This window comes from Paenibacillus sp. ATY16 (genome assembly GCF_003399985.2).
Lineage (GTDB): Bacteria > Bacillota > Bacilli > Paenibacillales > Paenibacillaceae > Pristimantibacillus > Pristimantibacillus glycanilyticus.
In genome coordinates this window covers 46,580-46,804 of the sequence record NZ_NMOK02000003.1, presented here as the reverse complement: position 1 = coordinate 46,804, position 225 = coordinate 46,580, and positions in this window count along the sequence as shown.

Genomic DNA, 225 nt, shown 5'->3' with positions numbered 1-225 from the left:
CGAATACTAATCGGTCGAGGGCTTATCCTACACAACCCCACAGTACTTTGCGGGGACTCCGGTTTAAAGCCGGAAACCAGCTAATGTTTTGTTTGAATCATATTCAGTTTGTTATGGTGTTTTATGTTTATAGCATAAATAAACACCCACCATGAAGTGGGTTTTTTATTGGGCTTTACCTTTTTTCTTAATGTTCCCTGATAGCTCAGTTGGTAGAGCACTCGA